Origin of the sequence: Stutzerimonas stutzeri (assembly GCF_024448935.1) — a bacterium.
GTDB classification, from domain to species: Bacteria; Pseudomonadota; Gammaproteobacteria; order Pseudomonadales; family Pseudomonadaceae; genus Stutzerimonas; species Stutzerimonas stutzeri_AO.
Map to the genome: position 1 here is coordinate 1 of NZ_JAMOIE010000010.1, position 25,905 is coordinate 25,905.

The window sequence follows — 25,905 nt, forward strand, 5'->3', positions numbered from 1 at the left end:
GTGATCTGTTTCATCGGAAACTCGGGCGGGTGCGACGTCTCCCCGTCTTCAGTAGCAGCTGGCTTTAGAGTCCTGGGTCAATGTAACGGCTTTCGAGGCCAGTTGCTCGGCATAGGCCGATGGGGTTAACCCACCAAGCCCTTTCTTCGGTCTCTCTTCGTTGTATTCCCTCCGCCAGGACTCAATCACTACCTTGGCGTGCGGCAGGCTGGTGAACCAGTGTTCGTTCAGGCATTCATCACGGAAGCGCCCGTTAAACGATTCGATGTAGGCATTCTGATTGGGCTTACCTGGCTCAATCAGGAACAGCTGCACACCTCGCTGATGAGCCCAGGTCAGCATGGCCCTGCCACAGAACTCCTTGCCATTGTCCGTGCGGATGGCTTTGGGCAGTCCGCGTGACATGGCCAGACGATCCAGGATGCGCGTCAACGAAAGCCCGCCAATCGCTCTTTCCGGCACGATGGCTACAGCCTCATGGGTGGCATCATCCACCACGGTCAGGGCCAGGCTGGCGAGGTGGTCAACCACAAGCGGGTGGAGCGCCTGTATGCCGAAGCCCGCTTGCAGGTGAAAAGGCGTAAGCGCAAGAAGATTCCGATTGCAGATCGACAGCCGCTGGGCCGCCCGCGGGCCGCCAACCAGGTCTGGTCGATGGACTTTGTATTTGATCGCACGGCTGAAGGGCGTGTCATCAAGAGCCTGCTTCAAATAGATCATCGCGGCGCCATAGCGGCGATGCCGATGAGCCAGGGCCACAATGCGCTTGCGCAGGCTCTGGTTGCGATCCGGCCTCGGTTGGTAGCGCAGAGCACTGGCGCTCATGCGCATCACCTGAAGCGCTCGGCGCTCACTCAAGCCGCGTGCCGTCATGTGGCGCACCAGCTCTCGACGCGAGGGTGCGCTCACCACTTTTTTCGCAACGCCTCGCGGGTGACTTCAATCTCCAGCATCGACTCGGCGAGCATTTTCTTAAGCCGGGCATTTTCGCTTTCCAGCTCCTTCAGGCGCTTGGCATCCGACACGCTCATCCCGCCAAACTTGCTGCGCCAGAGGTAGTAACTGGCCTCTGAAAAGCCGTGCCGACGACACAGCTCCTTGATCGGCAGCCCAGCCTCGGCTTCGCGTAGAAAGCCAATGATTTGCTCTTCAGTGAAACGCTTCTTCATGTCCAATCTCCTGGTTACTGGGATTGGACTCTAAAGCTGAGCGCTACTCAAATCAGGGGAGACGTCGGAATCGGTGGCCAGATGCTCATGGAATGGGTGGCCGGATGGCCGTGGAATCCGCACCTGTAATGCGGGAAATGGCCGCCGCGAGGTGCTCGCGGCGGCTAAAAATCCAGAAGGAATAGATGATTCGATCGTTTTTTAGACGAATCGCCGCTTTTAAAATTGGCAGGGCTGAAGTCAGCCAGAAATACGTGACTACTTCAGACCATCCTAGTCAACCAGATCGCTATTGCCCCCGAAGATCGAGCCAACAAAGACAGCGGCTAAAATTAATTAGTACGAACTTCAGATGCTCACGATAGCGATTTAATCAGAATGAATAATTATAGGCTAAGACGAAATTATCTTGCGACATGGACGATCTCACGGGCGACGAGGTGTTGTAAGCCGATCGATTGGTCATACTTTGCTCGAAGGCATGCGAATACGCAGCATCGAACCTACCCGATTTTGATACTTGGTAGCTGAATCCCAAGGAAGCGTGTTTCCGCAAAATACCCGGAACTAGCGCCAACAATCCCTCATCATTAAAGGGCTGCGTCGCCTGACGGTAACCTGCTCGCACTGTTAAATTCGGGGTAGCTGCATACGAAGCCCCAATCGCCACTATTGTTTGATCCTTGGCATTTTGAGGAAGTCTTAAGTCGACATCACCAACATCACTAGAAAACCCTACCTTTATATCCTTCCAGGCATCCTTCCAAAAAACGCGAGACACATCAACAGCAACGAGTAATTTGTCCGTAACTTGGTGGCTCAGACCCACGTCAAGTTTGGCAGGGGTATTAAAGTCTAAAACACGAACCTCGCCCTCGATAGGCACATTACCGATGAGGCCATCTACCGCGGTAATAGTCCCCTTCCCTTTCAAATCGTTCATATGGCTTTTGAGCATGTAGGAGATACCCAACTTGGTCGTTGGCGTAATCTTATATAGCAAACCTAACCTACCCGAGTATCCCCAACCATCGACACCACTCGCAAGTTCCTTGTTTTGGCTAACGCTCAAATGCACACCCCGCGGGTCGGGTAAAGTGCCGATCAAGCCCAACAGCGAACCGGACACACGCCCATCACCGGCGAGACTACCCAACTGGTTCGTTCCCAGCAAATAATCGAGATTCAAACCAGATCCATTTTGCATCTAGCGATCCACCGATAACAAGACGATCGTTAATCTTAAAACTCACGGCAAAAGGTATGTCAAGTACAAACAAGCGACTGGCGTTCTCAAGGCCGGTATCAGCATCGGCGGCATAGCCCATTCCGCCAATATCGCCGCGGGACAAAAAACTGTCCTTCCCATACTCGACCCCTATCCCCGCTTGTGCGAATATGCCCGCGCCAAAGGTCCAGTTAGAAACTTTACGGATAAAAGCAAGCTGAGGGGCAACATAGGGGCCTCTATTATTAGAATGCCGACTTGATGACGCTTTCTCGCCTGTACCAAGATTGGTGGCGCTGATATCTGGCTCTTCACACCCTGCCAGCCGGCGGTGCCGGTGGTCTGGTCCCAGCCCTTGAAGGTGATGGTAGCGGTCTCGCTGCGGATACCGTCGGGGACGAAGCGCACCCGGTCGGTGCCGCGCAGCATCAACGCCGCCGAGTTGGACACAATGCCCACGTTGTTCCAGGTGGCACCGCCGTTGACGCTGTACTGCCACGTGCCGTAAGTGGCGGTGGTGCCGGTGACGACGATGCCCGACAGCGCGCCGGTATCCACGTCGCTGATGCCGCCGATCAGGGAACTGACCAGGTCGCCGGCATTGTTGGTCGAGCCGTCGGTAAGCGGTGTCATGACCGGCGCCACCGGGTTCATGACCGGTGCGTCGTTAACCGCACTGACCGCCAGGGTGGCCTGGGCGGTGCCGTTGGAGAACGCGGTGGTGCCACCATTGATCGTGACGTCGGCGGTACTGCGCATGGTGGTGGCGGACGCAGTGCCGCTGGTACGGTCCCAGGCGCGGTAAGTGAAGCTGGCGCTTTCGCTGTTGGCGCCATCCGGGACGTAGCGCACGTAGGTGGTGGAGCTCAGCAGCAAGGCGCCGGAGCCCGACACCGTGCCGAAGTTGGTCCAGTTGGTGTTGTCGGTGGAATACTGCCAGGTGCCACGACCGGTGGTGGCTGTCACGGCGATACCGGACAGGCCGCCCGAGTCCGCATCGGCATAGGTGGCGCCCGCCAGGACGGTGGAGACCAGCACGCCGGGGCTGATGGTGTCTTCGTTGATGGTGGGCACCGCATAGGGGCCGCCGCTGAGGGTCGGCGCATCGTTGACGGCCACCAGGCTCACGACGCTGGCCACGCCGACGGCCACGGCGTTGATGCCACCGTTGGCGGTGCTGCCACTGTCACGCACGCTGTCCAGGGTGACCGTGCGCGCCGCGTCGCTGGGCGCCTGGCTGTCGTTGCGATAACCGATGCCATTGACGACGCCCTGCGCCGCCGCCGAGTTCAGCCCTGCGTGCGTCAGGGTGACCGTGGCGGTACCGGCGGTAACCGTCACTGACACGGACAGACCATTGGTGGTCACCAGGGACGTGCCGGCGGTCAGGCTCACCTCGCTGCCGTCGATAATCAGTTTCTCGGATGAGCCGTTGGCCACGTTGGAAACCCGTACGACCATCTGGGTGACGCTTTGCCCGGCCTCGACCGTGTTGATGCTCGCGCCGCTGAACACGCTCACGGCCGCGCCTTTTTCGGTGAACGTCGGGTTGCTCGGCGTGACGCTGACCACAGGGGCATCGTTGACGGTCGCGACGTTGACCGTGACCGTCGCCGCGGTGCTGGCCGTGCCGGTGTCGTCGGTCAGGGTAACGCGCACAGTGCGGGCGGCACCCGACGGGTCGGTGGTGTTGCTATTGCGATACCCCAGGTTCTGCACCAGCGCGGACACCGCCGTCGGCGTGGCGCTGGCGTTCAGGGAAATGACCAGGGCATTGCCGGCAGTACCACCGACATAGCTGCCGATCAAGACCCCGCTATGGAAGATGGAGTTACCCGTCAGCGTGATCATGCCGGCACCGCTGCCCTGGTCACGAACCATCAGGACATCTTCGGCCGTCGTGCCGCCCGTGGTGATTTCCACGCGCAGGTTGCCGCCGGAGAAGTTGGCCGAGTCGCCATCGGTGACCACGGCATTGCTGCCCTGGTCGAGCAGGGCAATGGTGCTGCCCTCGGTATAGGTGATCGTGTCGCCATTGACGTTGCCGACCACCGGGGCCTGGTTGCTCGCCGTGGTGAAGTTCAGCGTGGTGAGGTCCTGGATGCCCTTGTAGGCCTGGCCATTGGTGTTGGCGAAGGTCTTGCCGTCGATGCGCACCGCGTACTCCACCCCCTGGGCCAGGTCCATCGGCGGGTCGATGGACCAGGTGGTGCCGGAACCGGTGACCGCGCTGCTGCCCACGGCAATGGTCTGTACCACGACATTGTCGCTGGTGCGCACGATGTAGATATTACCGCTGCCCTTGCTCACCGACTGGTCGAAGGTCAACACGATATTGGCCGAGGGCGAAGCGTTCAGGGCGTTGTCGGCGGGGGTGGCGCTGACCAGTTTGGGCAGGCTGCCACCCTGAAAATAGACACTGCTGGCGGTGGTGGAGCTGACGAAGATATCGAGGTCACCGTCACCGTCGAAGTCACCGACGCGGTACTGCTGGTTGGTCATGTCGGCCAGGCTGACGCCGGAAAACGGCGAGTCTGCCTGGGCCAGGTCGGTAAAGCTGCCACCGTCGTTGCGAGCGTAGCGCCATGCCGTGCCATTGCTACCGGTCTGGTAGAGGACATCAGCATCCCCATCGCCATCGAAGTCCCCCACCACCACCCGGTTGACCGTCGTGACGGGCAGGCCCGACACGCCGCCGGCAACCTCGGTGAAGAGGGCATTGTCATTGCGAAAATAGCGGATCTGACCACCGGCAATCATATACAGCAGGTCCGTATCGCCGTCGCCATCGATATCCGCCGCCTTGAAGTTATAGGCGCTGAAATCGGGCAAGGCCAGGCTCCTGAACGGCGACAGCGAATCGGTGCTGAGCATATCGACGAAGCTGCCGTTGCCGTTGTTCAGCATGACCCTCCAGGACGAGCCGGGAACAGAGTCGGTCTGATAGAGAAAATCGATGGAGCCATTGCCGTCGAAGTCGCCGGCAAGGCTCCTCACGCCATTGGTCGGACCGCCACTGAGGGCCTCGGCGGTAAAGCTCGAGCCGTTATTGCGAAACAGGGTCAGCGAAGGCCCGCTGACCGCGGCCACCAGCAGGTCGATATCCCCGTCACCATCGAAGTCGGCGGCATGGTAGTTGACGCCGCCAGTCGCGGCGTCGGGCAGCGTCACGAAGGCGAAGGGCGAAGCGGCCTGACTGACGACGGTGAAGGTGCCGTTGGCATTGCCCAGCGCCAGGTTCCAGGCGGCTGCGACGCCCGCCCCTTGGTACAGAATGTCGGCGCGACCGTCGTTGTTGAAGTCGCCAACTACCGCGCGCATAAGGCTCCCGCTCGCCCCCAGCAGGGGCGCAGTACCGGAAGGCCCGCCGGTGTAGTTCACTGCCATCAGGCTGGTATAGCCGGCCACGCTCAAGGTGCCGGTTTCAATGACGCCGCTGCTGCGTTCCAGGGTCCAGTTGCCACCCAGGGCCGCCGCACCCGTGCCGTCCACCGAGGCGGCCACATCGGCGCCGGTCATTGCGGCTAATTGGTCGATAAAGAGTTGGCCTTTCGCGCCTTCACCGACATTGCAGCCGTAGAGCATCAGGTCGCCATCGGCCTTGAGCGCCGCACCGATGCTTTCGAGGGCTTCGCGGTGTTCGGAAAGGTTACTGCTGGCCAGCCAGACGTTGCCCATCTGCACCGTTCCGTCGGCACCGTGGGACAGCAGGTGGATCGCATCCAGCCCTTCGCGGCCCTTGAGGTAGTCGGCCATCTGCTGCAAGCCGTCCTTGGTGGGGTCGAGGATCACCACCTCGGCGTTGGCGGACAAGCCATCGAGCAATTGCGCGGTGTTGGTGACCTGGCCATCGACAAACACCACTTCATGGCGCTGCGAACCCTGCTGGCCACCCGTATCGGCCGTGGCCCCCTGGCCCTGGGCATTGGCGGTTTCGTTGCTGGAGGTGCTGTCCTTGGCAGCGTCGGCCGTGGTCTGCGCCGCCGCATCCTGGGCGACCACGCCCACGGACGCATCGAACATGATTCGCGGTTCAAGGGCCATCAACAGCGGGGCCTGGCCAGGGTCGGCGGGCTGGGGCTGCTGGGCGAACTTGCGCGCAAAACGTTCGATGAGTTTCATATTGCATCTCCTGGTGTGCCATCGCCTCGCCAATACCGGCGCGGCGGCAAAAAAGTAGCGGTGCCCCTGGGCACCGCCGGTTGTTGCGATCAGTCGCGGGACGGGTAAATACCCAGCAGCGCAATGACGAAAGTCACGGCCTGGTATGGGTTCAACACAGGAAACGGTATGCCCCCGCCGGAGATACCTACCGTACCGGGATTGACGAGACTACCGCTCACGCTCGCGGGGCAAGGCGCCAGATCCACCCGCGCAAGCGGGGCGCCGCTATTGTCCTTGCCGCTGTGATAGGCCATCAGGTTGGTGCCGGTCCCATCATTGACGATCCCCAGGCAACCGCCGGGAATCGGTGTCTCACTGGTGGCCACGGCGTTGACCACCTGGTTGATGCTGGTGCCGGAAAGGGGGGCGACGTTGCCGGAAGGAATCAGTACATGGCTATGGCTGGGCATATTCGTGATCAGTGGGGTAGCGTTCTCCAGCCCTCCCTTTTCACCCAGGGCGTACATCGAGAGGCCTGTACCCTGGCCCCAGCCAACAGGCGTACGTCCCTGGAAGTCCGGCAGGCCCACGGTCGTCCTGCCGTCGCCGCCATAGACAGTGCCCAATATCGCGAACAGCGCCTGGTTCTGACTCAGGGGCAGCGTTTGCCCGTTGCACATCGCGTACCCGCGGGGAGCGTAATTGCTGCCCAGCATCTTGATTTCGCCAATGAATGGATCAGCCATCGAACAGTTCCTTTGTTGAGTTGCGGGGTTTGGTGTTGCGTAATCAAACCGTTGCGCTCTGTGCGATCTCGCGCTTGCGATGAACGACCGCTTCAAGCACATGACGACCGTCGGCCTCGGGCAGCAGAGGCGTCATCAGCAATTGCCAGGGTTGTTCGCGGCCGGGGCCAAACAGGTTGAAAACCGCCTGGGGCAGCGCCACTCCCTGCGGCAACACCAGCAGCAGCGAATAGCCTTCGTAATCCCGGTTCATTGCAATGCCTTCGCGCACGCCCAGCACGTCCACCTTCAACCCCTGGTCGGGCCCGACCTGCAGCACGAAACCTTGCGTACCCGCCTCCTGGATTTCCTTGAGGCTGGGTATCGGGTAAATGATCTCGTCGCTCATGCCACTGTCCTTGATTCGGTCCGCGGGTCGCGGCGCAACCGCTGATACACCCCCGAGTCACCGTTGAGGTAAAAACCCATCCGCGCATAGAGGCGCTGAGCGGGGTTGTAGGGCTCGACGAACAGATCGACACCCAGCCCCTGCTCGTCGACCTTGTGCAGTTGGTCTTCGATCAGCGCGGTGCCGATGCCCCGTCCCTGAAAATCGGGGAGCAACGTGATATCGATGAGGTTGAGCGAAGTCGGGCCCCAGAACAGGTACAGACGACCGATGGCCCGCCCTTCATGCTCGACGATGAAAAACTCACCGTCGGGATAATGGGTCTGGTAGTAGATGTGCTGGGCGTGAAACTGTTGGCTGAGGAAGGTGGCTATCTGCTCGTCGGGCCAGCCGCTATGGGACATTTCCATAGCCCGCGAGCCGGCATAAAGGCGCTCGATAAAGGCCATATCCCCTGGATGCAAGGCACGGAGTTCCACAGCGCACTTCGACATCAAAGCAACTTCCCTGTCTGAATAACTTTACAAGCCAACGGTTTTTGTGACGAACGTCATGCATCGGAGGTATAGCCAATTGACATCAGATTATCCGAACTGTCTGACAATCGCACTACTAAAATCCACTTTCCCTTACAACAAGTGCGGCCATTCGTCGCCAAGTCGATCCCAGCACCGACATGGCCTCTCCGTCCAGCACCACCAGACCTTTCTGCGGGTGCGCCACTTGCTGCGGCGCTGCGGATTCAAGCTCGAAACGCACGCCATATTGAGCCTCCAGCGGCTGCGCCCGCTTCTCCTCGTCACGGCGCACGGCAATCGGCCCGTGATGATCGGACGCCAGCGCTTGCTGATCGATATAAGAGACACCATTGGCATCCACTTCCTCGAGGCTCACCGCCAGGGAGTCACGCAGCACGTCATCCGCCACGAAATGTCCGCGAGCCCCCGGCGCCACCCGCCACAAATCGGCCTCGGCCAGGTAGCCGCGCAAGCGCAGCCCACCCTCGGCCACCTGGGCCAGCGGCAGGTCCACGGCAACCCAGCGGCCCGGCGCAAGGTTCTGCGCCAGGTCGCGCACCACCCCTGCGTGGGGCGCTCGCAGGCTCAGGCGTTCGCGCTGCGCCGCCAGGCCACGGTATTCGGCCACGGCCTCGGCCAGGCGCTGTTCGAGAATGCCGCTGTCGGCCGCCGTGGCACTGCGGCTCGACTGGCGACGCAGCTGCAGTTGCAGTATCTCGATCTCGCGGCGGGTGATGCCCATGCGCGATTCCAGGTCCGGGGACTCCAGCGCCACCAGGACCTGGTTCTCCGTCACTGGCTGACCGTCGCTCACCAGCACCTCGCGAATCCGCGCCGGCGCCGGCGCATGCAGCGCACTGATCCGCGCCGCTTCGAGCATCGCCGGCACTTCCACGCCGCTGCGCCACGGCACCACCAGCACCGCCAGCAGCATCAGCAACCCAACACCGAGCACCAGCACCTTGCGTGGCTGGGCCTTGTCCCGGTGCTCCCACCAGTGCTGCCACTCGCGCCAGATCGGCAGGCCGATAAACCACACCAGCTCGACCATCATCAGGAAGATGCCGAGCACCTTGAAGAACATGTGATACACCGCCAGGGCGATCCCGAGGAACAGCGCCGCGCGCCAGATCCACGAGGCGTAGCCCCAGCACAGCAAACGCTTGCGCAACCCCGGCGACCAGCGCTCGGGCGGCGGCTCACCATAGCCGAACAACCGCTCGCGCAGGTGCCAGCGGCACAGGGCGAAACCACGGCTCTGCAGGTTGTCGACCCCCCACAGGTCGCTAAGCAGGAAGTAGCCGTCGAAGCGCATCAGCGGGTTGACGTTGATCGCCACGGTGGTAATCCACGTGGCGCTGGCCAGCATGAACGCCGCCGTGCGCCCGGCCCCCTCCGGCAGCAACGACCAGGCGAGCAAGGCGATGCACGCCAGCACCAGTTCGGCCAGTACGCCGCCGGCGCCGATCAGCAGCCGCGTGCGCCGGTCCTGCACGCGCCAGGCATCGCTGACATCGGTGTAGAGCATCGGCAGCAGCACCATGAACGCCACGCCCATGCTCGGCACCCGACACCCGGCGCGCTTGGCCATATAGGCGTGGCCGAACTCGTGGCAGAGCTTGGCAAAGCCCAGGGCGATCGCGAAAGCGGCCATGCCCCCCAGGCTGAGCAGGTGCGGAAAGGTCGAAAGAAAGCGTTCCCAGTCCCGCATCACCAAAAAAATACCCAGCAGCAGGACGCTCGGCAGGCCAATGCGCAACAGCTTCGGCCCGTAACGCTCCAGCCACGGCCAGGTGCGATTGAGAAAGGCGTCCGGCCGCCACAGCGGAATCCGAAAAAACAGGTATTTGTGCAAAAGCTGCGTCCACACGCCCTGGCGCTGACTGGCCGCCTTGACCTCGTACCCGGCACGCTGCTCGGCGTCGCTGGCACTGATCAGGTCATGCCCGCGCAGAAAACGCAGCAGCTCTTCAATCGACTGCGGCCCCAGCGGCTCGCCGGGTTCGGCGTTGGCGGCGTTCAGCACGCGCGTCGGATCGCTCAGCGCCCAGTGGCGCAGCAGCCGCATGGCCGGCGCCCCCAGTTTGAAATACTTGCCGCGCAACGGGTCGGCCAGGGTCCATTGCGGCGAACCGTCGAGCCCTGGCGCACCCACCGACAGCTGCAGGTCGGCGCGCAGCGCCGGCAGTGTCACAGGCCCACCGCCTGGCGCAGGGCCGCCAACGGCCGGCGCAGCAGATACAGCGCCAGCGGCGCGCGGTCACCGAAGACCTTGGCCGTTCCGCGCAAACCGATACGCGGCGGGCTGGCATCGAAGATCGCATCGAGTCGATAGGCCAACTGCCCGCTCGAGGTGCTTTGCGCCTGATACGCCGCGCGTTCGAGCGTCGCGCCGTGGCGATTGAGCGGGTCGCTGTCGAGGAACAGCGCCACTTCGGCGCCCTGCTCCAGACCGATGGCATCGGCGACCGGCAGTTCGATACGCAGTTCGGCCTGGGTCGGGTCGGCGATTTCCAGCAGCCGCTCGCCCGTGCGCACCGGTTTGCCGGTCCAGCGCTGGGCGTCGGCGAACACCGCAATACCATCGCGCTCGGCCCGAACTTCGCTGCGCGCCAGCAGTTCTCGGGCGTAGTCACGTTCGGCGCGCTTTTGCGCGACCCGCGCCGCCAGCAGATCGAGCCGGGCACTGGAATCGGCATCGGAAAACGCACGCTGGGTATTGGCCTTGAATTCGGCCTCGGCAACGCCGAGGGTGCGCTCGGCCACATCGGCCTGGGCCTTGAGGCTGGTGGCATCAAAGCGCACCAACACCTGCCCGGCCTGAACCGGTTGGTTGGGCTTGACCAGGAACTCGGCCACCACCCCGTCCAGCGGCGCGGCCACGACCTGGCCGTTGCGCGGGACCACTTCGGCGGGCGCCAGCACCGATTGGCGCACCGGCACCAGCAGCACCAGCAACAAGGCGCCGGCCAGCGCCCAGCGGGTTCGCGCCGGCCAGCGCATACGCCACGGCTTGCCCGGTTGCAGGGCACGCCAGGCGTGGCTGTAGCAATCACCCAGTTGCACCAGCAGGACCTGTTCAGCCTCGCTCCAGGGGTTGTCGCGAGCCAGCCACAGCCCGCCAAATACATCGCCCTCACGGTTTTTGAGCGGCAACCAAAAGGCATGGGGCGCCGACAATGCCTGCCAGTCGTCACGACAGGCCTGGTCCAGGCTCTCGGGCGGGACCACGCCCGGCAACGCGAAGCGATCACCCGCAGCCAGGCGCCCGGCAACCCGTTCGATAAACACCACGAAAGGCGCATTCGGCTCGACCGCGCTGATTCCGGTCAGGGCCCGGACCTTGCCGGTGATCAGCAACGCCGCATGGCGAAAGCCAAACAGCGCCTGGCTGTCGTTGACCATGCTGAAGGACAGCATCTGCACCGAAACGGCCGCCCGAGCCTGACGCTCCAGCTTTAAATAGTGCGCCAGCAGTTGCTCAAGGGCGCCAGGGACGGGGGCGTTCATGGCGCCGACGCAAAGTGCGCGGTGCCGCTCATCCCGGCCAGCAGGCCCGGGGTGTTGGCCGGCACGCTGCCGATCAGCAGCAACGTCTGGCTGCCCTCGTCGATCCGCGCGCCCAGGCGCTTGACCACGGCATTGATCGGCGTGCCGGTTTCATCGGGGACAAAACTGAAGGTCTGCTCGGGCTTGAGCTTGCCCAGCCAGCGCGACGGCACCAGCAAGTGGATTTCCAGGGAGCGGTTGTCGACGATTTCCAGCAGGGGCGAGCCGCTGGCGACGCTTTCGTGCGCCTGGACACGGCGCGACACGACCTGGCCATCGAACGGCGCCTTGACCTGGCAGCGCTGGACCTGGACCTGATAAACCTGGGATTCGGCCTGGGCCTGGGCCTGCCGGGCCTCGGCCAGGGCCACTTCGAAACGGCCGACGGAATTGAGGGCGGCCAGTTGCTGCTTGTTGCGCAACTCCTCGCGGGCCGCACGCACCGCGGCGCCGGATGCATTGGCCTGAGCCTGGTAAGCGCTGCAATCGAAGCGCACCAGCACATCGCCCTTGCTGAACGACTGGCCTTCGGCGTACGGCAGCTCCGTCACCCGGCCCGGCAATTCACTGGCCAGGACCGCCTGGGAACGGGCACGCAGCACCCCGCGGACCTCGCTGGAGGTGGACGTGACGCCATCCAGCAACGGGTCGCTTTCGCTCGCCGCCTGTACCGCGCCGCTGATCAGGGCCAACGCCGCCCACCACACTGCCTGCTTCATTGGCTACATCCCTGTAAGAAGTCGAAATATTAAATCGGAGTCATTCAATCGGAGTATCAGCAGGTTCCCGGCGAACCTGAATCACCGTTGGTCAGCACGGGCAACCCGCCTCGTGCCGCTAAGGGGCCGAGGTCATTCGAAAGGGTGAATTACAACAAAATGCGTCCAACTCAGATGGCGGGATGCTATCAATGTTTTTTCCAGCCCGAAAGTAGCCATTGAGCGGACTGCGGCCCCTCAATACAGGCGAAAACGCGGTAATGGCCACGGACAGGTACTTGTACTGCGCAATAAAAAAAGCCTGCCGAGAAGGCAGGCAAAAACCGCAACGTGCTGTGGAGCGACGCGGGTGCCGGTTTAGAAGTGGTGGACGTAGCGCACTTGCACACGGCTGCCGTCCGGGCGGTTTTCCACGTCCTGTTCGAAGTAGGCGTTCACGAACACATGGTCATTGGGCGAGAAGCTGTACATGCCGCCCGGCCCAATGGCCAAGACTTTCTCACGGCGCCCGGAGACGTCGTGGCCGTCGATCCGGGTGTCGGTGATCTGCTTCAGCCAGTAGCCGTTGACCCCCAGGCGCAGTTGATCCGTCACCGCATATCCGCTGGCAAAGTTGCTGTGCAGCGCCTGCCCGGCCTGAATATCGTCGACACCGCCGAAGGACTGCGCAGGGTCGTTGTTTTTGCCGTTATAGAGGTAGTGGGCACGGAACGAGGCGGTCCACTTGGGGGTGAACCAGTACGTGCCCGCCCAATACGGGTTGAACGACCAGGCGTTGTTGCCGGGGTTGATCGCGTGCTTGTCGTCGTACTCGCCCGTCGGCAGGTTGACCTGCAATTCGATGCGATGAACAAAGCGCGGCCCATCGGGGCCCATGATCGGGTCGAACTGAATAAACGGCCCGATCAGCAGGTCGCCCATGCCGGTCTGGCCCCTGAGCGCCGCGTTGTTCAGCCCGTCGTCGACCTTCATCCGGGTGACCACCGGCAGCAACATGTTCATCCCCAGGCTGGCGTTGCCCAGGCGCAGGTTCGACAGGTAGCTGAGTTGGGTGACCGCGACCTGATAGTCCAGGTCCTGCTTGGGCAAGCCAAGCGCCTTGCCGTCCTTGTCGCGCAATTTATCCGCGCTGTAGTTCTGGAAATATTCCTGCAGATACCAGCCCGGGCCTGCGGGCAGGCCGCCGTCCAGAAAGCTGGTCATCCCCAAGTTGACCACCGGCAGGTCATAGGCATTCGCCCCCTGGGCAATCATCAAACCGGCCCCGCACACGTACATCCACTGCTTTTTCATGCGTGTATCTCCCCGTTATTGTCAGGTGTACGGCAGCACTAGCGAGCCAGCGCCGGATGCGGTGGTAATCAGATCTAGCCCTAGCAGTATTTCACCTGTCGCATCAGACAAGTCCATTGTCGCTGGGTTGACCATCATTGACGCGGGCCCGACATAATGAGCAACAGCCGTACCGCCCATGCTTCTGGAAACCGCGCCAAAGCCCTCCAAAATCACACCATCCGTCGCTACCGCATGGCTTGACGCAATACCCAAGATCGCAGCACTAATTGTTTTATTGAGTAAATTTGTTTTTTTAATCATATGTTCCACCGTTTATTAATTTTGTTTTTGGGATACAACATCACTAAAAGCAAACTGCCCGCAACCTTAGAAAAGCCCACACGAGCCGCGTAATTCTACCAGCACGTTTCAACCAATATGGAGCACCGGCTTGAGCGTGACCCCTTCTTCCGAGTCTTCGGCGGCTCGATTGATTTCCTCAAAAGGATAAAACTTAATTAGCTTGTCAAATAGAAACTTCCCCTGGCGATAAAGTTCTACCAACCTCGGAATAAAAATATCTGAAATCGACTGATCTTCGACGATTCCACGAAGCTTACGATTGAATAGCAGGAACTACACCAGGCCCTTCATGCCCTAAAACCATCGGGAGCGGAACCGGATAATGCTGATCGCGACAAATCAGATCCGTATGACACAACCCGGTCGCAACAAATATAACGAGAACTTGATCTTCTGCAGCTCATTAAGAGCTACATGCCCGAATAAGAATGGGCCGTTTTTTTACGGACTATTGCCGCTTTGATTTCCATCTCATTCTGTTACCGGTTTTACTCCGGTTTCCCCCGCGGCGGCTATTCCAGCACTACAGCCGCACCTCAGTGTGTTCTCGAGCATAAATAGACGGTCGTTGCCCCACCACATTTGATCGCCCAAAAACATCGTTGGTACACCGAATACTTTACGTTCGATGGCGGCCTGGGTATGCTCATCATACGCATTTGTTGCAGCGTCGCTGCTGAGAAACTCCTCGAAAGCAGCGCGATCCCACCCTAGAGTCCCGCACACTAGGGCAAGCAGGCTTTCCGAGTCCAGAGCTATACCTTCCCCCCAAACTGCATTGAATACTGTATTCACGTAAGCAGCAGTCTGCGTTTCGGCACCCGAGTAATAGAGCCCAGCATTCATCCGTTGGCTATTGTAATTGGCAGGAAATAAAAACGGTAATCCGTACAGCTCGGCCCAGCGTTTTAAATCCACCATCAAATAGGCAAGTTTGACTTTCAGATCGCGATTGGAGGGGCCTACGTTTCCGATGGCGATTTTGGCTCGCGCCAAATCAATCGAGTGATAGCGAATGGAAAAGCTATAATCGTGGGCTAGCTTCGACAAGCGATGGTTAGCCAAGTAAGAAAAAGGGCTCAAAAAGTCGAAATAGAAATCAACAATCACAATCAAACACTCCAAAAAACTAAGCCAACCAACAGTGGGTTGCCTCATCAAGGATGGCACCCATCGTCGGCTTGATATGCTGGCTTCATTCGGTATTCCTAAAGCCTGACTTCACACCCGAGTCTGCGAGACTAGCAGTCTTAGCTAAATTTGCCGAACTGGCGACGCCTACTAGTAGCGCAAGAAATATGATTAATCTAATATATTTCAAATCGTTCAGCGTCTTTTCCAGCATTTCGCCAGACCAATCGAGTTGGACTACTTCAATTCCTTGCTGTATTTAGCATGCAGTGCGGCCCAAGCTTTGCCTGACTTAAGGGCGCCAGCAATATAGTCTTCTGGGACGATGTTATAGGGCGGACGGCATGGTCCAGCTGTGAGCCAGCCAGCTGCATCCATGCGTGCTTTTTCAAGTCCGATGTTGTATTTCGAGAACTCCGAAAAGTCGCCACGCGGAAACAATGTCGAATCGGCTGCGCGCATGTCATCGGAGATGGCTTTGGCCTTGATCCAGTCACCGCTGCTCTTGGCCTGATCCACTGCATCACGCAACATGATGGCGGTAGCCGGGCCGCACATGGAGCCGCTTGACCAGAACGCGGTCATGCGCTCAGGATTGATGCGTGCGGCCGCGTAATAGTCATCCTCGTGTGGAAGGAAGCGGATGTTGGGTGCCAATTTCAGGTCCAAGTCAAGCATTCCGATGCCTAGATATTTGGCAGTTACTACCTGCGGAATTTTGGACATTTCTGCCCAGAAGGGGCGAGGGAAGTCGAACTTGAAGGCTTCAGGGTTAGCGTAAATCGCAATGGCAGCCTCCGGTACCGCCTCTGCAACATCACGATAGAACTGGACCGCTGTGGGCAGGTCCATCTTCACCCACATTGGGACACCGAGCATGGTACCGCTGGCGCCCATATCCATAAACTCACGAGTTTGGCGGATGACTTCGCGGGTATTCAAGGCCGTGGTGCCGCAGAAATAAGGCACGCGACCACGAATGGTTTCGACAATCGTCGAAACATAGTCACGTTTTTCCTCCCAGGTCAACGTAGCGCACTCGCCAAAAGTGCCCATACTTAAAATTCCGTTGACACCAGCCGCAATCAGTTCTTCAACTATGCGAGCAGTCTCGTTTAAGTCAACTGTGTTAGTGCTGCGCCAGTTAGAAGCATCCGGAGTAGCCGGCGTTGGCATAATAGCCCAGACACCATGGATATCCTCGGCAGTAAGACGCGCTGGTTTCATAGTTTTATTCGACATGGAGACACTCTTGGTTAGGTAAAAAAGCTGGAACTAGGTTAGTCAGAATCGTTGTCCAATCGCGACCGACTCCAAATTACGGATCTAGAGTTACCGTAGCTGTAGCCTCTTGGAGCCCAATCACCTTTATACGTTCGGTTTAAGGAACAGCTTCCGGATATCAATACTAACGAGCCAGTCGCTCGTTAAGTCAACATGAACTTGCAGTGCTGGACCCCATGCATGATCTGCATCGAACGACTGAGACTAGCATCCTCATTCGCCACGATCCTTGCATAATCTATTACAGCCCCGATGTGAGGGTGAACCGGAGCAAAATCGGGAAAATTAATACTGCAGGAGCATAAGTAATTTTCCCCAACGCATATCTGGAAGAGAGCCTGCGCCTGTAACTTTGGTTGTAGTTTTAACTCAATTTTACATCCATGCCGTAGCCAGTGGTCTCGATACCATGGCCAAAGATGTCTCCAACGTAGTACTCCGCTTCGTCTCTGGCCTTGGCACCTCGCCAGCCGGGCTCAATGAGCCAGCCGGAAGGTGTTGCGCCATAGAACGTCAGCGCCTTGTCGTTAGCATGAATGCCAAGTTGCAAGGCAATGTCAATGTCGTTCTTTACAAACTGTTGATGGGTGTATCCCAGATCCTCTATGTCGGTGTACTCAAGCATCACATGATTGAGCCTCTTTTCAGCGGGCATGGCACCAAACCCAATGGAGTGGTCCCGACCATTGCAATGCATGAACGTTAGTTCGCCAGTCATGCCGTTGGGCAGCGGGATCCGGTATTCGACGTCCCCACGCAAGCCCAGAAGACTATAGAACTTGTGAGCAGCTTCGACATCGGTCTGGCGAACGATGCAATGACCCAGGCCTTGGTCACCAGTCACAAACTTGCCGTGCAGGGGGCGGCCGGGATGGAACGGGTTGTTCATGTCGATCCGGGGGCCCCAGAATATCTCGGTCGGGTTGCCGCCTGGATCTACTGTCTTCATCAGGCCCAACACCATTCGTTCCTGAGCCTCGGCTTTATCGCAGACGCGAACATCGTAACCGGCGTCAATGAGTTTTTGACCGAGAGCCTCGAACTCCGGTTTTCCGGACACACGCCAGCCCAGGTATTCCAGGTCGTCCTGGCCGTTATGATGGACCACGATTCGATGATGCCAGTAATCCATACGTAGATAGAAACGGTCCTTCTCACCTTCATCAAGAACTTGCAGGCCCAGCATATTCGTGGCGAATGATTTCCACGCATCAGGATCCTTGACCGAGATGCCCATGTATCCGAGTTCAATAACTGCAGTTTGCTTACTCATAGTTTGATTCCTTGGAGTTAGTGCTTATTAGAAGGGATACTGCTGCTCGAAAGGCTCGATGGTCAGCCACTTGAGCTCTGTGAACTCATCGATCACAGCACGGCCGTCGAAGCGCCCGTAGCCGCTTTTCTTAGTCCCTCCGTATGGAGCCTGCGCCTCGGTTTGGACAGTCGATCCGTTAATGTGCACTGAACCATATTCGATGGACATGCCCACGCGCAAAGCACGGTTGATGTCGCGGCCAAATACGCCCGACGACAGGCCATAGGCGCTGTCGTTGGCAATGCGAATGGCCTCTGCTTCGCCGTTGCAACGGATCACCACAGTGATGGGACCGAAGGTCTCCTCATCGTAGATCCGCATGTTGGATTTGACGTGATCCAGGATCGTGGCCGGCATGACCGCACCTTGGGCCATGCCGCCGCAGGCAACTGTGGCTCCTTTGTCGATCGCGTCCTTGAACAAACCATTGATCCGCTCGCCTGAATTTGGCGAGACCATTGGGCCGATGATGCAGTCGCCAGTTACGCATGGGTCGCCCGCGCTCAAACGCTTGGCCTTTTCGGCAAACTTGGCGACAAATTCGTCGGCGATCTTCTCATCAACCACCAAGCGCTCAGTGGACATGCAGATCTGACCTTGGAACAGGAAGCTACCGAACACCGCTGCCTTGACAGCTGCGTCGATGTCCGCGTCATCCAGAACAATAAGTGGGGACTTGCCACCGAGCTCCAGCAGGCAGCGCTTGAGGTGTTGCGCGGCCTTCTGCGCGATAATACTGCCCACGCGGGTGGAGCCCGTGAAGTTGATGCGTCGGATCTCCTTGGCTGAGATCAGTGCGTCGGCGATCTCGGGCGAACGGTCAGGCGAAGAGTTGAGATAGTTGAGCACGCCAGCAGGCAGCCCGGCTTCCTGCACGCACTGGGTGATCAGGGCATGCGTCGCGGGACTAAACTCAGAACCTTTGAATACCACCGCGTTGCCGCAGACCAGCGGATAAGCGATGGCTCGTGCCGCCAGCACTGCGGTGCCGTTCCACGGCACGATGCTCAGGATCGGACCGACCGGCTGACGTAGCGTCATTGAGAGCGTGTCAGACTTGTCTGTCGGAATAGTTTCCCCCTGAATTTGTGTAGCCAGCGATGCCGCTTCACGGAACACATTGGCTGACATCTGGACATTGATGCCGGCCCAAAGAGCGGAGGCTCCCACCTCCTTGGCCATCACTTCGATAAACTCGGGTGTTTTACTTTCCATAACCTCAGCGACCCTCAGCAGAAGGCGGCGACGCTCCGAAGGTCCAACAGTCTTCCAGGTCTGGAAAGCCTCTTGGGCAGCTTGCGCGGCCTTTAACGCATCCATCACCGTGGAGTTTGCACACTCCGTCATCACCTCACCACTGACGGGGTGCTTTCGCTCGAAGGTCTGTTGGTCACTGGAATTGACCCAGACATTGTTGATAAACAATTTTGTATTCATGCGGTTTTACCAGAAATTTAGTTATTATTTCAAGATAGGCGACAAACCTACTTGCGACCGAGCGCCTGCCCTCCATCTATATTAATGACAGTCCCGGTAATGAATTTCCCTTGATCTCGCGACGCCAACAACAAATAGGGTGCCACTACGTCTTCGGCCTTGGCTGCAAATCCAAGAGGCGTTAGACCCTTGATCATGTCCTCGATACCGGGCATTTTTTCCATGTGAGTTTTGTCGAAGCCGGCGCTTGCGGGACCGCTCAGAGACGTCAAAGTGCCGCCCGGTGCTACGGCGTTGACGCGAATGTGGGGAGCCAATTCGTAAGCCAAAGCTTTCATCATGCCCAGGACCGCATGCTTGCTGGCGATGTAGCAAGAACCACCACTACCGACCGCATGGGACGACACTGAAGCGGTCATCACCACTGATCCGCTAGTCTTTTTCAGTTCCTGCAGGGCGGCCCTGATACCGCTGAAATAGCTCTTGACATTGATGTTGAATATCTCATCAAAACTGCTCGATATTTTCTCCCAAGGCTCTTCGATGCCAAGCATGTAATCCCAAATACCGGCATTTGCAATGAAACAATCGAGATGGCCGAATCTATCGGTTGTTTGCTTTATCAGCTTCTCATTTGTTGCGTGGTCCCGGACATCGCCCACGACGATCTCGAGTGCGTCCTTGAACTCATTGCAAAGGCTCGCCTTTTGCTCCTCGTTTTGTACGAGAGCGGATACGCAATAACCGGCGGACTTAAAGGATCGAACCAGTGCGAGACCAATTCCTGAGCCAGCACCGGTTATCGAAACGACTTGTTGATTGCTCATACACACAAATTTCCTTTTGAACAATGGGACAGCTTGTAGCAGTCACCATTTGTAAAGGCGATTATTGGGTCACATAAAGATCATCACATTGTGCGTCTGGAATGTGCGCTCTGGATAATCAATCAATCGTTGGACCAACTTACGCGCTCCATCTTCGCCGCGCTTCCATTTATCCTCCCGAGTGGCATAGAAGACATCGACTTGATTGCCGCGTCGTGCTCGGTGAACAATTAGGTTGGAGCGAATGTGAAGCAAATCTTCATTTTCGTCCATTGCAGCCTGGATATTTGTGATGAAACGAGTAAAGCGCACCTTTGGACTATTGCCCCAGTTTTGCGGATCCAGTTGATGCGCTACGCGAACTTCCAGTTGTTCATAATTATCGTTGAAAATGTTCATGGTTTCATTGAGCTGGTAACGGCGCTCGGAAGCTGAGCGCAGTTCGCGTGAGATAATCTGATATTTCACCTCTGAGTCCACGCAGTGCTCTAACCAGGCGCGGTAAGCCTGAATGTCTAAAAGATGCGCTTCCCGGGTTAGCAACGTGGTAGCTTCTTGTTGCAAAGCCTCGTCGCCGGAATTTAAGAAACGAAGAAACTCTTCGGCATCGTGGGCGGAGACAAGCTTGTCTTCTTGAATATTAATCATCATGGTCCCTCTCGTCTGTTAGCGATCAGTAGTCTTTGTCAGTTCGGTATGCCAATTTTTAGAGGCATCCTCGAATTCAGCCCAGCTAGAGCTGCTGATGTGCGCGCCGTAAGCCCGATAGAAGCCACGATAACTGGTCTCGCCAATCGCCGATTTGCCGACGACGCCAGGATAAACCTCGTCGCCGTATACGTCCCCGCCGAAACCCAGGTTGGAAATCAGATCGCCATCCCTGGACTGATATTTCTTGGCGTTTTGCGATGCCGTTTCCATATTGTCATTGTCATCGCTTTCCCAGTAGCCAGCAGGCCCAAACGTTCTCAGAACCGAGTCGACGAAGCGGCGCTTTAGATCCTCGGGCAGGTCTTTTTCGACCATGGCGTAGCTCCATACCTCAGTGGTATTTGCATCGATCGGGTGCCATACCTTGAAGACACCCGAGCAGGTCAGAAAACTGTTGTTCGGGAAAACGGTGCAGTTGAGGTGGCTGCGATAGATTCGTGCGCGAACCTCGCCAATTTCTTTGTTCAGCCGTTCCTGCTTAGCACCGCCGAAGGCCATCAATTCCGGAACCAGGTCTGTGCTGTGCACGCCTGAATATGCGTCCCACAACACACCCATGCCGCTGCCGTATTTGGAGGTCATTTGCAGACCTGCACCTTCTGGGGGAAGAGCTGCGTTGCCAGCTAACGACGAGAAGACCGACTGCCCTGTGCGAAGCGAAGACGCATGCGTCCAACCCACGTGGTATGCATCCCCCGCAAAGTTTTCCGCGGGCGCTTTCCAGTTAGCCTTGATTATGACCTTGCCTGGAGGACCGATCAGTTCTAACCCACCGGAATGCTTATGCATGGGCTCCAGGTACCAGCCAGCGTCCCCCAAATAGTCTATGAGAGAAGGGGCTTCCTCATCGAAGCAACCATAGATGAAGCCATGGAAGCTCTCCACACGAGCGACTTCTTTCAACCCCATACATTTCTTGTCGAGCGCCTCGCCATACAGCTCTTTTTCGAATGGAACGCTCTGCAGTTCACCGTTGAAGCCGTAGCCCCAGCCGTGATAGCTGCAAACGAAACCTTTAGCATTACCTGCTTCTGCGGGTACCAGCGTCTTGCCGCGGTGACGGCAAACGTTCAGAAAAGCACGAATCGAACCGTCGTTCTGCCTGGAGACGATAACCTCATCAACCCCCATTTTTGCCGTAACATAGTCGCCAGGGGATGGAATTAGGCTGTCATGAGTCAGGAAAAGCCAGTTCCGAGCAAAAATGGTTTCCAGTTCGCGCTGGAAAAGTTCTTCGTCGCCATGAATCAGGTGTTTTTGGGTCAGCCCAGATTCAGTCACCAAGGTTTTATTTCTGTAATTCATATTTTCACCTAAAAAAATCGAATGGGGGGGATTACGCTCTAGGGTCGGGGGTGCCTCCTATTAAAATTCTCAGCTCAAATCAATCATCACACTCTGGCCCTCAATCTTCACTCGGTATGTTTTGATGTTCTGTGTCACAGGGGCGCACAAGGCCCTGCCTGTGCAAACATCAAATCGACCTTGATGCAAAGGACATTCAATTTCTCTGCCTTCTAGAAAACCATCGCTCAAACGGGCGGCACCATGTGTGCACAGGTTGTCGGTAGCGTAGATTTCGCCTTCCACTTCATACAGCGCTAGTTCCTTGCCTTCGACTGTCACGCCGAGGACGTCACCTTCAGGGATTTCATAAAGAGCGACTGCGTCAATCCATTTTTCTGTCATAAAGCTATCTTCAAATGGGGTGATGATGGAGTTAGAGATCATTCAGCTGTCCCAAATATTCTGACGCGGCTGTTGTTAGTGATGCTCATTTAAGTGTCTTCCTGATGAATTCTCGATGTACAGAGGTGCAGGGTCGGGGCAATTCAGACCCCGCTGGGATAGAAGGCATCGGCATAAATATGTTCGGGCGATATTCCAAGAACTTTGGCGACGGTGCATAGAGCGTCAACCATCGCTGGTGCGCCGCACAGGTAGGCTCTCCACCCAGCCAGCGAGGGAATGTCTTTTTCAATCAAATCGGTAATTAGGCCGGCCCGCTGGCCCTCATTAATCGGGCCCGTCGCGATCACTGTATGGACAGTCAGTTGAGGGTGGATAGCCGCGAGTTGGTTCAATCGGTCTGCGTCGTAAAGGTCTTGCTGACTGCGCACCCCGAAATAAAGGTGGATGGGGTTCGTCATTCCCGACTTCAGCGCGCCGCGAACAATCGACAGCACCGGTGCGAGTCCGGTCCCGCCGCCCACACACAGCATCGGCCCGGTGTGAGCCTGACGCAGATAGGCCGTACCAAGAGGCCCGCTCAACTTAATGCTTGTACCTTCGCGGACGTGCTCGAAAATATACTCCGTGACACGCCCGCCCGGCACTTTGCGGATATGGAACTCCATTTCTTGGTCATCTGGCAGACCAGCCATTGAATATGGACGCACATGTTCGGGACTGAACTGTAGCATCGCGTACTGTCCGGGTGAGAACTCGAAGGGCTTGGCGAGGCGAATGCGGATGCGGCGAATATCGTGAGTGGGCGACTCGACGGCGACAACCATGCCTTTGATGATTCGCGCCGGGTGAGTGACTATGTCGTCTGAGTCTATGATCTCAATTGCGCAATTGCTGGTGAGCACTGACTGACAGGCGAGTACATAATGCTCTTCGATGCGATTTGAGTCACCGCTTTTCGCCGCCGAACTAATGACGCTGCCATCTATAACTCGGCAGCGGCAAGTACCGCATCGTCCAGACATACAGCTGTAGGAAATACCCACACGGTGCTCACGGAGCACTTCCAAAAGGTTGGCACCGGAATCAAATGGCAAGCGGCGATTGTTCGGTAGTACGAGAAGTTCCATAGATCTAGCTTCTTTATTTATATGTTTTATGGTTCCATGATCATTGACTGTATTCTAATAGTCAATAAACCATAAATGAATATTAGTATCACCAATATGAATAATGTCCAGGCCATCCCTTACCGGCCCGTTGTTTGACTACACGACCCCGACCCGCAGCGGGGTCCATTCGCTTTCCTTCACCGCTGTGCTCACGGCCATGACGAGCTTGTCGAAATTGCTGGCAGTCACGCCCTCCAGTGCCGAGCGCCCCCGCAGCATCGAGCGCGGCTGCAGCAGTGCATGGTAGATCTGCCAAGGGTCCGCACCCCTGGTCAGCTTCAGGACAGACTGGATCAGCTCGTGCTTGAGCGGGTCGAGGTGCCAGTCCGGCACGCGCTGGCCGCGGTTGCCCACGTTCAACGCCAGCAAGTTGCCCGCCTGGATCTCGTAGCTGATCCACCTGCGAGATTTGCCCGCCATCTTGGCAAACGCAGCGACGGGAAGGTTGTGCGGCGCTTCGAAGACATCGAACAAATCCATTCTCTCGCGCTGAATGTCCGAAGGCACCAGCGGCGCGGCCGATCGCTGGGGCGGCACTGCCGGCAGCCGATGTGCGGCGGCAGAAACCAACGGCATGGCGTCACCCGGCTTCGTCACGAGCAGGCTTGGCGAAGCGGCAACCGGCGTAGAGGGCGCGCTTGCGGTTTGCTCACTCGGGAATGCGGGCACACCTTCCAGATGCACGGTGAGCGGCATGCTGGCCGCCTCGACCTGGTTCTGCTCGAAGAGGTCGAGGCGATCGGCCCAGTCCTGCATCATGCGTCGACGCTGCTCCACGTACTCGGCATGGTTGTAGGTGGCGCTGACCTTGTTGGGATCGACATGCGAAAGCTGTGCATCCACCCAGACTTTCGGGTAGCCGATCTCGTTGAGCGCAGTGGACATCGTGCCACGGATACCGTGTCCGGTCAGGCGTTCCTGATAGCCCATGCGTTTGAGCGCACCATTGAGCGTGTTCTCGCTGATGCGCTTCTTCAGGTCGCTGTCGTGCCGGAACAGGTAGCGCTGGGCCGGCTTGAACTCATCGAGCAGGTGCCCGACGATCTCCATGGCCTGAATCGACAGCGGCACGATGTAGGGCGGGATGTCCTTCGGCTGCTGCCGCTTCTTGCGCATATCCACCTGGAGTTGCTTCACGACGTCGGGCGGGATGATCCACAGCCCTCGGTCCAGATCGAATTGATCCGGCATCGCCTGCCGCAGCTCGCCGGTTCGCACGCCGGTCAGCAGCAATAGCCGCAGCCCGAGCTGGGTCTGCCGCCTGCCGCGATAGCTGCGCAGCCGCTGCAACAGCCTTGGCAGCTCGGCCATGCGCAGGAACGGGTTGTGGTTGACGGGTGGCAGCGGCAGCGCCACCACATCGAGATCGGAGGCGGGGTTCTGTTCCAGGCCCGGCACGATCACCAGCGCGTAGCGGAACAGTTGGTTGAACCACGTCCTGACTTTCTCGGCGACGGAGAGCGCCCTGCGCTTCTCGATCCTGGCGATCACCTCCAGGAGGTCGGGCCGCTTGATCTCATAGATCGACTGCTTGCCCAAGGTCGGCAGCACATCCTTGTCGAAGATGCGCGGAAGGATCGAGAGGGTCGTCTGCCGGCCTTCCTTGAGGCTGAGCCCGCGATGCTTGAGCCACTTGCGATACACCGCCTCGAAGGTGTTTTCGTCGGCGAGCCGGACAGCGGTGCGCTTCTGCTTGCGGTGAACGCGAGGATTGGTGCCTTTGGCCAGCAGGGCGCGCGCTTCGTCGCGCAGGCTGCGGGCCTCGCGAAGCGTCACCTCCGGGTAGGTGCCGAGCGACATCCGCTTCTGCTTGCCCGCCCAGTAGTAGCGGAAGTGCCAAGTCCTGCCCCCTGCAGCCGTGACGGCCAGGGAGAGGCCATCCAAGTCAGGGAGGGTGTATGCCTTGCCAGTTGCCTTGGCCTGTCGAACGGCCAGGTCTGAGAGTGCCATGCTCTTGCTCCTGAACATGAGTCAGGAACCAGATGCTGGTCACGTCGACCTCGCCCCTCCATCAACAATCCGGAATCAGCCGCGCCCGCAAAAATGGACTTGTTTGTGGACTTAAAAGTCCCGGCTGTAGGCGGATCGCAGTGGACCACAGCAGAACGTCAAAGAGAGAAAAAGTCTTTGTGTGGCAACGACTTGCAGACTCTCTTGGACTTCTGCGGAAGTCCGCAGAATGATGCAGTGGAGCGGGCGAAGGGAATCGAACCCTCGTCATGAGCTTGGGAAGCTCAGGTAATGCCATTATACGACGCCCGCATAGGCAGCCTTTGTACC

Annotated in this window: 21 protein-coding genes, 1 tRNA gene and 1 pseudogene; all 23 read right to left on the reverse strand. The window is 58.3% G+C overall.

Annotated elements, in window-relative coordinates:
- Window positions 1-64 precede the first annotated feature (64 nt).
- Window positions 65-1,169, reverse strand: a pseudogene (locus NA637_RS25630) (integrase core domain-containing protein).
- 373 nt (window positions 1,170-1,542) lie between these two features.
- Window positions 1,543-2,376 carry an OmpP1/FadL family transporter gene (locus tag NA637_RS04520; RefSeq protein ID WP_256071149.1) on the reverse strand — a complete coding sequence of 278 codons (834 nt, stop codon included), beginning with the start codon at window positions 2,374-2,376 and terminating at the stop codon, window positions 1,543-1,545.
- A 171-nt stretch (window positions 2,377-2,547) separates the two neighbouring features.
- Window positions 2,548-6,519 carry a DUF4347 domain-containing protein gene (locus NA637_RS04525; RefSeq protein WP_256071150.1) on the reverse strand — a complete coding sequence of 1,324 codons (3,972 nt, stop codon included), beginning with the start codon at window positions 6,517-6,519 and terminating at the stop codon, window positions 2,548-2,550.
- An 89-nt stretch (window positions 6,520-6,608) separates the two neighbouring features.
- Complete coding sequence (locus NA637_RS04530; protein WP_256071151.1) at window positions 6,609-7,247, reverse strand: phage tail protein; 639 nt, start codon at window positions 7,245-7,247, stop codon at window positions 6,609-6,611.
- 43 nt (window positions 7,248-7,290) lie between these two features.
- Entirely contained in the window at window positions 7,291-7,635 is a 345-nt protein-coding gene (locus tag NA637_RS04535; protein WP_256071152.1) for a hypothetical protein, read from the reverse strand.
- Window positions 7,632-8,129 carry a GNAT family N-acetyltransferase gene (locus NA637_RS04540; RefSeq protein WP_256071153.1) on the reverse strand — a complete coding sequence of 166 codons (498 nt, stop codon included), beginning with the start codon at window positions 8,127-8,129 and terminating at the stop codon, window positions 7,632-7,634. The genes NA637_RS04535 and NA637_RS04540 overlap by 4 nt, the downstream gene beginning before the upstream one ends.
- A 118-nt stretch (window positions 8,130-8,247) precedes the next feature.
- Entirely contained in the window at window positions 8,248-10,347 is a 2,100-nt protein-coding gene (locus NA637_RS04545) for a site-2 protease family protein (RefSeq protein WP_256071154.1), read from the reverse strand.
- Window positions 10,344-11,663 (reverse strand): efflux RND transporter periplasmic adaptor subunit, encoded by a 1,320-nt coding sequence (locus NA637_RS04550; protein ID WP_256071155.1) that lies wholly within the window; start codon window positions 11,661-11,663, stop codon window positions 10,344-10,346. Before NA637_RS04550 ends, NA637_RS04545 begins: the two co-directional genes overlap by 4 nt.
- Window positions 11,660-12,421 (reverse strand): efflux RND transporter periplasmic adaptor subunit, encoded by a 762-nt coding sequence (locus NA637_RS04555; protein WP_256071156.1) that lies wholly within the window; start codon window positions 12,419-12,421, stop codon window positions 11,660-11,662. Before NA637_RS04555 ends, NA637_RS04550 begins: the two co-directional genes overlap by 4 nt.
- Window positions 12,422-12,778: 357 nt before the next feature.
- Entirely contained in the window at window positions 12,779-13,714 is a 936-nt protein-coding gene (locus NA637_RS04560) for a SphA family protein (protein WP_256071157.1), read from the reverse strand.
- 21 nt (window positions 13,715-13,735) lie between these two features.
- On the reverse strand, window positions 13,736-14,017 hold the full coding sequence (locus tag NA637_RS04565) for a hypothetical protein (protein ID WP_256071158.1): 282 nt from the start codon (window positions 14,015-14,017) through the stop codon (window positions 13,736-13,738).
- Between the two features lie 295 nt (window positions 14,018-14,312).
- Window positions 14,313-14,417: an alcohol dehydrogenase catalytic domain-containing protein gene (locus tag NA637_RS25635; protein ID WP_180983588.1), complete on the reverse strand. Its 105-nt coding sequence runs from the start codon at window positions 14,415-14,417 to the stop codon at window positions 14,313-14,315.
- A 113-nt stretch (window positions 14,418-14,530) separates the two neighbouring features.
- On the reverse strand, window positions 14,531-15,169 hold the full coding sequence (locus tag NA637_RS04570) for a 2-hydroxychromene-2-carboxylate isomerase (protein WP_009399909.1): 639 nt from the start codon (window positions 15,167-15,169) through the stop codon (window positions 14,531-14,533).
- Between the two features lie 258 nt (window positions 15,170-15,427).
- The gene (locus NA637_RS04575) at window positions 15,428-16,432 is read right to left on the reverse strand and encodes a dihydrodipicolinate synthase family protein (RefSeq protein ID WP_003292061.1); all 1,005 of its coding nucleotides are present in this window, start codon (window positions 16,430-16,432) and stop codon (window positions 15,428-15,430) included.
- A 406-nt stretch (window positions 16,433-16,838) separates the two neighbouring features.
- Window positions 16,839-17,747, reverse strand: coding sequence for a 1,2-dihydroxynaphthalene dioxygenase (gene nahC, locus NA637_RS04580; protein ID WP_256071159.1), 909 nt, complete (start codon window positions 17,745-17,747; stop codon window positions 16,839-16,841).
- 27 nt (window positions 17,748-17,774) lie between these two features.
- Window positions 17,775-19,226: an aldehyde dehydrogenase gene (locus tag NA637_RS04585; RefSeq protein ID WP_256071160.1), complete on the reverse strand. Its 1,452-nt coding sequence runs from the start codon at window positions 19,224-19,226 to the stop codon at window positions 17,775-17,777.
- Window positions 19,227-19,273: 47 nt separating this feature from the next.
- Window positions 19,274-20,053: a 3-(cis-5,6-dihydroxycyclohexa-1,3-dien-1-yl)propanoate dehydrogenase gene (gene hcaB / locus NA637_RS04590; RefSeq protein WP_256071161.1), complete on the reverse strand. Its 780-nt coding sequence runs from the start codon at window positions 20,051-20,053 to the stop codon at window positions 19,274-19,276.
- Between the two features lie 69 nt (window positions 20,054-20,122).
- Window positions 20,123-20,704, reverse strand: a complete 582-nt coding sequence (locus NA637_RS04595) for an aromatic-ring-hydroxylating dioxygenase subunit beta (RefSeq protein WP_256071162.1) — start codon at window positions 20,702-20,704, stop codon at window positions 20,123-20,125.
- 15 nt (window positions 20,705-20,719) lie between these two features.
- Complete coding sequence (locus NA637_RS04600) at window positions 20,720-22,069, reverse strand: aromatic ring-hydroxylating oxygenase subunit alpha (RefSeq protein ID WP_256071163.1); 1,350 nt, start codon at window positions 22,067-22,069, stop codon at window positions 20,720-20,722.
- Between the two features lie 69 nt (window positions 22,070-22,138).
- Window positions 22,139-22,453, reverse strand: coding sequence for a non-heme iron oxygenase ferredoxin subunit (locus NA637_RS04605; RefSeq protein WP_336605491.1), 315 nt, complete (start codon window positions 22,451-22,453; stop codon window positions 22,139-22,141).
- 143 nt (window positions 22,454-22,596) lie between these two features.
- Window positions 22,597-23,583 carry a 2Fe-2S iron-sulfur cluster-binding protein gene (locus NA637_RS04610; RefSeq protein WP_003292051.1) on the reverse strand — a complete coding sequence of 329 codons (987 nt, stop codon included), beginning with the start codon at window positions 23,581-23,583 and terminating at the stop codon, window positions 22,597-22,599.
- A gap of 138 nt (window positions 23,584-23,721) precedes the next feature.
- Window positions 23,722-25,575 (reverse strand): tyrosine-type recombinase/integrase, encoded by a 1,854-nt coding sequence (locus tag NA637_RS04615; protein ID WP_256071165.1) that lies wholly within the window; start codon window positions 25,573-25,575, stop codon window positions 23,722-23,724.
- Window positions 25,576-25,813: 238 nt separating this feature from the next.
- Window positions 25,814-25,887: transfer RNA gene (locus NA637_RS04620), tRNA-Gly, on the reverse strand.
- Window positions 25,888-25,905 lie beyond the last annotated feature (18 nt).